Annotated in this window: 11 protein-coding genes; 4 read left to right on the top strand and 7 right to left on the bottom strand. The window is 64.2% G+C overall.

Annotation, left to right across the window (positions count from 1 at the left end):
* The 5 genes from EN991_RS40875 to EN991_RS15155 form a co-directional block, all read right to left on the bottom strand.
* The coding region (locus EN991_RS40875; RefSeq protein ID WP_245460972.1) for a GNAT family N-acetyltransferase at nt 1–250 on the bottom strand (250 nt) is incomplete at its 3' end.
* A 20-nt stretch (nt 251–270) separates the two neighbouring features.
* Nucleotides 271–726, bottom strand: coding sequence for a hypothetical protein (locus tag EN991_RS40870; RefSeq protein ID WP_245460971.1), 456 nt, complete (start codon nt 724–726; stop codon nt 271–273).
* Entirely contained in the window at nt 723–1,505 is a 783-nt protein-coding gene (locus EN991_RS15165; RefSeq protein ID WP_013532201.1) for an AAA family ATPase, read from the bottom strand. Before EN991_RS15165 ends, EN991_RS40870 begins: the two co-directional genes overlap by 4 nt.
* Nucleotides 1,505–1,927: a VOC family protein gene (locus EN991_RS15160; RefSeq protein WP_027162400.1), complete on the bottom strand. Its 423-nt coding sequence runs from the start codon at nt 1,925–1,927 to the stop codon at nt 1,505–1,507. Before EN991_RS15160 ends, EN991_RS15165 begins: the two co-directional genes overlap by 1 nt.
* Before the next feature lie 10 nt (nt 1,928–1,937).
* On the bottom strand, nt 1,938–2,759 hold the full coding sequence (locus EN991_RS15155; RefSeq protein WP_127369052.1) for an enoyl-CoA hydratase: 822 nt from the start codon (nt 2,757–2,759) through the stop codon (nt 1,938–1,940).
* A gap of 154 nt (nt 2,760–2,913) precedes the next feature.
* Between EN991_RS15155 and EN991_RS15150 the strand changes: the two genes are divergently transcribed.
* From EN991_RS15150 to rpsI, 3 genes are all read left to right on the top strand, one after another.
* Entirely contained in the window at nt 2,914–3,378 is a 465-nt protein-coding gene (locus EN991_RS15150; RefSeq protein ID WP_127369051.1) for a PaaI family thioesterase, read from the top strand.
* Between the two features lie 215 nt (nt 3,379–3,593).
* The gene (gene rplM, locus EN991_RS15145; protein WP_013532205.1) at nt 3,594–4,058 is read left to right on the top strand and encodes a 50S ribosomal protein L13; all 465 of its coding nucleotides are present in this window, start codon (nt 3,594–3,596) and stop codon (nt 4,056–4,058) included.
* 1 nt (nt 4,059) lies between these two features.
* Nucleotides 4,060–4,542 (top strand): 30S ribosomal protein S9, encoded by a 483-nt coding sequence (gene rpsI, locus EN991_RS15140; RefSeq protein WP_023810272.1) that lies wholly within the window; start codon nt 4,060–4,062, stop codon nt 4,540–4,542.
* Between the two features lie 191 nt (nt 4,543–4,733).
* On the opposite strand, the gene EN991_RS15135 is transcribed toward rpsI, so the two are convergent.
* On the bottom strand, nt 4,734–5,633 hold the full coding sequence (locus EN991_RS15135; RefSeq protein ID WP_127366943.1) for a LysR family transcriptional regulator: 900 nt from the start codon (nt 5,631–5,633) through the stop codon (nt 4,734–4,736).
* 91 nt (nt 5,634–5,724) lie between these two features.
* On the opposite strand from EN991_RS15135, the gene EN991_RS15130 reads away from it, so the two are divergent.
* A complete protein-coding gene (locus EN991_RS15130) occupies nt 5,725–6,612 on the top strand; it encodes an aldo/keto reductase family oxidoreductase (RefSeq protein ID WP_127369050.1) in 888 nt (295 codons plus the stop codon).
* Nucleotides 6,613–6,663: 51 nt separating this feature from the next.
* Here the strand turns inward: EN991_RS15130 and EN991_RS15125 are convergent.
* Nucleotides 6,664–7,668, bottom strand: a 1,005-nt coding sequence (locus EN991_RS15125) for a glycerophosphodiester phosphodiesterase family protein (protein ID WP_164769085.1), incomplete at its 5' end; no start/stop codon positions are given.

The raw sequence follows: 7,668 nt of genomic DNA, 5'->3' as shown, positions 1-7,668 counted from the left end.
GGTAAAGTTCACGGCTGAACCCAAGCGAGGCATAGAGTGCGCGGGCCGGTGTGTTGTCGGCCACCACCTGCAAGCATGCGGCGTGAGCCCCTGCCCGCCGCGCCCAGCCGATGAGGCCGCCGACGGTTTTGCGGCCCAGGCCTTGCTGCCTGAAACGGCCATCGGTTTCAACCGATTCCACCACAAGCAGGCCATTGCGGATGACACCATAGGCCAGGGCGGCAATTTGGCTGTCGCGTTCATAGGACACAAACGCCCGGTCGCCGACGATCAGCCCGTCATCTCGCGAAAGATGCGGCGCTCGGCGTCGTCAAAGGCTCCCATGCGGAACCGCGCCGCGAGCCAGTCCTCGCCCGGCACCTTCAAAACGGTGACCTGCTCATCGCGAAATTCAGCCAGGTCGCCGATCCCGGCATGGAGATGGATCGTGCCGCCTTCCGGCTGGTAGCCGCGATGGTCGAGAGCGGCTTCGAGCTCGCCGGCGATGCCTGGAACCCGAAACAAGGGCGTCTGGCCGTGGCCGATGTAGAAGGACTCGGCGGCGTCGATGACTGCATCAGGCGCGCCACGCTCGCCGCGCAAGGGATTGGCCGAATTGGTACGCCGGATCCGTCCGCCCGATCGCCGCAGAAGCCAGCCATCAACCAACGTCTCGGTCGCCGCCGGCCAGCCTTCGCGGCACGCCTGCTCGACGCGCCAGTTGAGGTCATCATCGCCGGCGCTCACGCGTCATCCTCCCGCAGCGCTTCCTCCATAAAGGCCTGCGGATCGGTGCAGAAGTCGCGCATCATGCGAAAATGATCGGTATCGCTGAAATCCGTGGGATCGAGCCCGAACCGGCTGATGCGGAACAGCCGCGCGCCAGGACAAGCCATCAGCAGCGGCGAATGCGTCGCCATGATCACTTGCGCGGTGCCCGACTGGTCCATGCGCCGCAGCATCTTGAGCAGCTCGATCTGTCGCGTCGGCGACAGTGCGCTTTCGGGTTCGTCGAGGATGTAGATGCCTTGCCTGCGGCAGCGCTCCTCGAAAAAACGGATAAAGCCCTCGCCATGCGACCAGGACAGGAAGTCCGGCGGCGGGGGCCTGAAAGGGTCTTCCAGTGCCGCCTGATCGAGATATCGGGCCACGGAGTAGAAGGATTCGGCACGAAAGAACCAGCCGGCAGTGACTTTCGGCAGCCAGTGGCCACGGAACGTGTTTGCCAGCGCAGCACCGCTCTTGTCGATGGCGCTGGAATGGTCGACCGGCCTATATCCCTTGCCGCCACCGGCTTCGTCATAGCCGGCCAGCGCACCGATCGCCTCGAGCAGCGTCGATTTGCCGGTGCCGTTCTCGCCGACGATGATGGTGATCGGCGTGGTGAATTCGAGTTCGAAGTCGTGGCCGCGAAACAGCGGCAGGTTCCATGGATATTTTTCCCAATCCTCGACCCGCACGGCATCGAGCAGGATGCGCTTCAGATAGGGAGCCTTGAGCCGCGTCAGCTGCTTGCGATGGGCCATCAGCCAGGTAGCGAAATCGTGCCGTCTTCGGCGATCGGAAAGGCCGGATTGTGCGCCACTTCCCAGACATGCCCGTCGGCGTCGGCGAAGTAGCCGTACCAGCCGCCCCAGAAGGCGCGGCCGGCCGGCTTGACGATGCGGCCGCCGGCTTTTTCCGCCCTGGCGAGCACGTCGTCGACTTCGGCGTCGGAGCGGGTGTTGTAGGCGAGGTAGACCGCCGATGGCGCCGCGGCGAAGGCGATGCCGGAATCCTCTTCTGCGCTGGCACGTGGGAACAGACCAAGAATGACGCCGCCCATCTGGAAGAAGGCGACACCGTCGGTGATACCGGCATGCCGCTTCAAGCCCATAGCCTCGTAGAAGCGCACCGCGCGGTCCAGATCATCGGTGGCGATGGTAATGATAGAGATTCGCGGCTCCATGGTGCTGCTCCTATTCGTCCGTCCATTCCGGCTTGCGCTTGCCGATGAAGGCGCCGATGCCTTCCTCGGCGTCGCGCGCGAGCATGTTTTCGACCATGATCCGGCCGGTATAGGTGTAAGCATCCGCCAGCCCCATTTCGGCCTGCGCGTAAAACGCCTCCTTGCCCGTCTTGACCACCAAAGATGATTTGGAAGCAATGGTTTGCGCGTATTTGGTGACGATCTGATTCAGGTATTCGCGCGGCACGATGCGGTTGACCAGGCCGAATTCCTTGGCGGTTGCCGCATCGATGGTCTCGCCGGTCAACAGCATCTCCATCGCATGCTTGCGCGAGACGTTGCGCGACAGCGCCACCATCGGCGTCGAGCAGAACAGGCCGATGTTGACACCCGGCGTACAGAAGGTCGCCTCATGCGAAGCGATCGCCAGGTCGCAGCTGGCGACCAGTTGCAGCCCGGCGGCGGTGGCCAGGCCGTCAACCTCGGCGATGACAGGCACTGGATGACGCACGATCGCCTGCATCAGCGTCGCACAAGCGGCAAACGTCTCTGCGAAAAAGGCCTTGCCATGATCGGCGTCAGTGCGGCGCGCGGTCATTTCCTTGAGATCGTGGCCGGCGCAGAACACCTTGCCGGCAGCCGACAAGACGATGACGCGAACGGCCTTGTCGGCCCTGGCGCGCTCGAGTTCGGCCGTCAGCGCCGCCATCACCGCCAGCGACAGCGCGTTGGCAGGCGGATTGGCGAGTGTGAGGCGCAGCACGCCCTTGTCCAGTTGTGCAACCACCGGACCCTCAACGGCGGCAGGCTTGATGGCAAGGATTTCGGCCATGGATAAGGTTCTCCGCGATTCCGCTGGGGCTGCCAGACTATTTAATACCGGATCAGGTTTCGTCCAACACCGATCGCTTGCGCCAGGGGACGAAGGTTGTCAGAAATGCCGCGCTGCGCTCATACAGGCCTGGCGCAAAGCGAGAGACTAAGACATGCCCGCTCAGACCAACCTCAAGCCCGTGCTGACCGCGCAACAAGTCAATGCGCTGATGGAAACCGTCTATCCGCAGCTCAATGAGCAGTTCAAATATTTCGAGGCGATCGACGTGTTCCCGGGCGGCTGCACCGTGCGGCTCAACGCCGGCGAACGGCATTTGCGTCCCGGCGGCACGGTGTCCGGCCCCTCGCTGTTCACGCTGGCCGACATTGGCGGCTACGTCTGCGTGCTCAGCCATGCCGGGCCGGATGCGCTTTCGGTCACCGTCAACCTCGACATCAATTTCGTGCGCAAGGCCGAGGCAGGACCGATCGACGGCCATTGCCGCATCCTGAAGCTGGGAAAGAGCCTGATGGTGTTCGACATCGACATCGTTGCCGGCCCAGACGGAGACACGGTGGCGCATGCCACCGGCACCTATTCGATCCCGCCGAAGCGGAATGGTGATGTGGTAAAATAATACCTTTTGTTCAAGTTATTGTTTTTGCTACATTTTACCTGATATCTACCTTTTCGTTCGCCTTGACGCGGTCACCACCCTCGCCTATAAGCCTCCACGAAGCAGCGGCCCGCAAAGGCCGCCGTTTTGTTATTGGCGGCGGGCAAGCGCCTTTCGCCAATCCAAGCAACAAGAAACGCCTTCTCTTATGAAGGTCAAAACCGAGAGCAGAAAACATGACAACCTTTTCGCAGAAGCCTGCGGATGTGGTGAAGAAGTGGATCCTGATCGACGCCGAAGGTCTCGTCGTCGGTCGTCTGGCCACTGTCATCGCCAATCATCTCCGCGGCAAGCACAAGCCGACCTTCACCCCGCACGTCGACGACGGCGACAACGTCATCGTCATCAATGCCGACAAGGTGGTGTTCACCGGCAAGAAATTCACCGACAAGGTCTATTACTGGCACACCGGCCACCCAGGCGGCATCAAGGAGCGCACCGCGCGCCAGCTGCTCGAGGGTCGTTTCCCCGAGCGTGTCGTCGAGAAGGCCGTTGAGCGCATGGTCCCGCGTGGCCCGCTCGGCCGTCGCCAGATGAAGAACCTGCGCGTCTATGCAGGCGCCGAGCATCCGCATGTCGCCCAGCAGCCCGTCGTGCTCGACGTGGCCAAGCTGAACGCCAAGAACAAGAAGGTCGCATAAGATGGCTGAGCTTTCCTCGCTCGCAGAACTGGGCGCCGCCACCGGCAACACCAATACCCAGCCGGCGGCCCCCGTCCACGTCCAGAAGCTCGACAAGTCGGGCCGCGCCTATGCCACCGGCAAGCGCAAGAACGCCATTGCGCGCGTCTGGGTGAAGCCGGGTTCCGGCAAGATCATCGTCAACGACAAGGAATTCGCGACCTATTTCGCGCGTCCGGTCCTGCAGATGATCCTCAACCAGCCGATCATCGCCTCCAACCGCGCCGGCCAGTACGACATCGTCGCGACAGTCGTCGGCGGCGGTCTCTCCGGCCAGGCTGGCGCCGTGCGTCACGGCATCTCCAAGGCGCTGACCTACTACGAGCCGACGCTGCGCGCCGTGCTCAAGAAGGGCGGCTTCCTGACCCGCGACAGCCGCGTCGTCGAGCGCAAGAAGTACGGCAAGGCCAAGGCCCGTCGTAGCTTCCAGTTTTCCAAGCGCTAAGCACTTCGCAGCTTCAGACAATCGAAAAGGCCGCCTCCGGGCGGCCTTTTTGTTTGCGGCTCGGCAGTCACCCCACCCACGCCTACGGCGCGACCTTCCCATCGAGGGGAGCTAGAAGAGCGCGGCGCCCTACCTCCCCAATGGGGAGGTCGGCGCGAAGCGCCGGGTGGGGTGATGGCGCCGGAAACAGGTCAGGCCTTGCCGCCCTTGATATAGTCGATGAACGCCCGCAGCGGGGCCGGAACCAGGCGCCGGCCGGGATAATAGAGAAACGGTCCGGGAAAACTCTGCCACCACGGTTCGAGCACGGGCTCAAGAGCGCCGCTGTCGAAGTAAGGGCGCAGCCAGCCCTCGAAGAGGCCGATGATGCCGGTGCCGGCAATAGCGGCGTCGACGGCAAGATCCGTCGCCCCGCCGATCCGCACGATCAAGGGGCCTGTCGGATCGACCCGCACCACCTCGCCGTCTCGCTCGAATTCCCACGGCAGCATCGCACCGCTGGCAAAGCGCCCACGCACGCAGGAGTGGCCAAGCAGGTCGCTCGGGTGTTGCGGGCGCCCATGGCGAGCAAGATAGGCAGGGCTGGCGGCGGTGGCGAAACGCTGCACGCGCGGCCCGATCGGCACCGCGATCATGTCCTGTTCCAGCCGCTCGTCATAGCGGATGCCGGCGTCACAGCCGGCCGCCAGCACGTCGACGAAGTTCTCGTCGGCGATCACCTCCAGCCGGATACCAGGATAGGCGGCGAGGAAACCAGGGACGATGTCGGGCAATATCAGCCGCGCAGCACTGACCGGCACGTTGAGACGCAACGAGCCCGCCGGCCTGTCGCGAAAACCGTTCACCACGTCCAGCGCCGCCTCCACCTCCGACAGCGCCGGGCCGAGCCGCTCCAGAAGGCTGAGGCCCGCCTCGGTTGGGACAACGCTGCGCGTCGTGCGGTTGAACAGCCTGACACCGAGCTGCACTTCCAGGCGACGCACCGCCTCACTCAGGCCGGAGGCGCTGCCGCCGCTCGCACGCGCGCCGTCGCGAAAGCCGCCGGCGCGCGCCACCGCCACGAAAGCATTCAGATCGCTGAGGTCCATCATTGTTCGCCATTCCGCACGGCCTGTGTGGATTGTACCGGATTATCACGAGGTTGGGCAGCGCCTATCTCTGCCTCCTCATAGGAGATCAATCATGTCCAACATCCAACAATCCGGCACCTTCGCCCCCGCCACCTTCAAGCTTGGCAGCCGCACCGTGAAGCGGCTCGGCTACGGTGCCATGCAACTCGCGGGACCCGGCGTGTTCGGGCCGCCCAAGGATCATGACGCGGCATTGGCCGTGCTGCGCGAGGCGATTGCGCAAGGCGTCGACCATATCGACACCAGCGACTTCTACGGTCCGCACGTCACCAACCGGCTGATCCGCGAGGCGCTGGCGCCCTACCCCCAAGATCTCGTCATCGTCACCAAGATCGGTGCCCGGCGCGGCGCGGATGGATCGTGGCTGCCGGCCTTTTCCGCGGAAGAGCTCACCCAGGCGGTACACGACAATCTCAGCAATCTCGGGCTCGAGGTGCTCGATGTCGTCAACCTACGCATCATGTTCGATACCCATGGCCCCGCCGAGGGATCGATCGAAGCGCCGCTCACCGTGCTGGCCGAGCTCCAACAACAGGGTCTGGTCAGGCACATCGGGCTGAGCAACGTGACGCCGGCGCAGATCGCGCAAGGACGGGGGATCGCCGAGATCGTCTGCGTGCAGAACCAGTACAATCTGGCGCATCGCGGCGACGATGCCCTGATCGACGATCTTGCCCGCGATGGCATCGCCTATGTGCCGTTCTTCCCGCTCGGCGGCTTCAACCCGCTGCAATCCTCCACCCTGTCGGAAATCGCGGCGCGCCTCGGCGCCACGCCAATGCAGGTCGCGCTCGCCTGGCTGCTGCGCCGCGCGCCCAACATCCTGCTGATCCCCGGCACATCGTCGGTCGGGCATCTCGGGGAGAACCTCGCTGCGGCTGAACTGGAATTGCCACAGGATGCGCTTAGCGAACTGGACGGCGTGGCGCTAGCGGCTTGAAGCTAACCAATCTCCCCCCTCGTGAGGGAGATTGGCAGCGTCAGCCGCCGCTTAATTGATGCTCGCCGTATTCGCCGGCTCAACCGGCCGCGCCTCGTCGGCATAAGGCACGCGAAAACCATTCGCGGCCAGCCAGTCGATTGCCGCCTTCGGCTCGTCGGTCTGGATGATGGTGGCGCCGCGATCGGCCCAGAAACCCCAGCTTTCGCGCGGCAGGCTGGCCTGCACCGCCAGTTCGTCGCCGCGGCCGCCGGCGAGGAAGCCGCCCGGTTTGTTGGCGATGGCGTAGGTGTCGGCCCAGATGTGCCAGTTGCCCCTGACTGCGGCCGCGCGCATGCGCGTGCTGAACAGCGGCCCGCCCGTCTCGGTCAGCGTCTCGGCGCCTGCCCGCCAGTTGATCAACTCGATCGCGCGCGGCGAGAAGGCGCGGTCGACCGTCCCGGCGAAACCGGCGTCATGCACCGCGTCATCGGCGATGATCGGCATGAACTGGAAGCCGCCGCCAATGGTCTCCATGGCGGCCTTGACCGTGGAAATCCGTTGTGAATTCCACAGGTTCTCCTTGACGATGACCTGTTCGGCCATGCCGAGACCGCGAGCGACCGCAATCATGCCCGGGAGGGCGCCGACGTCGAGCTTGTTGTCGAGGTTGATGAGGATGCGGTTTCTGGTCGCCATCAGCATCTCGTGCAGCGTCGAGACTGTTTCACTTGTCGCCGCACCGGTGCCCTCGACCACCAGCCGGCATGTCTTCAGTTCGGCCAGCGTGTACATGACCACCTCGCCCTTGCAGGTCGTGGTGCGGTCGAGCCAGCTGTCATGCATGACGACGAACTCGCCGTCCTTCGAGCGCCTGATGTCGACCTCGACGATTTCGGCGCCCATGGCGATCGAGCCCTCCACGGCGGCAATCGAATTTTCCGCGTAGAGCGTCTTGCCGGCCTGCATGCTGCCGGCGCGATGCGCAGCCACCATGACGTGATCGCGCCATTGGTTGGCATGCTCGAAGCGGTCGAGGATCTGTCTGGCGCGGGTCTCGCCGGCCAAGGCCTGGCC

This window comes from Mesorhizobium sp. M7A.F.Ca.US.005.03.2.1 (assembly GCF_003997795.1).
Lineage (GTDB): Bacteria > Pseudomonadota > Alphaproteobacteria > Rhizobiales > Rhizobiaceae > Mesorhizobium > Mesorhizobium ciceri.
Note: the sequence above shows the minus strand (reverse complement) of the source record. Positions and strands in the feature narration are given on the sequence as shown.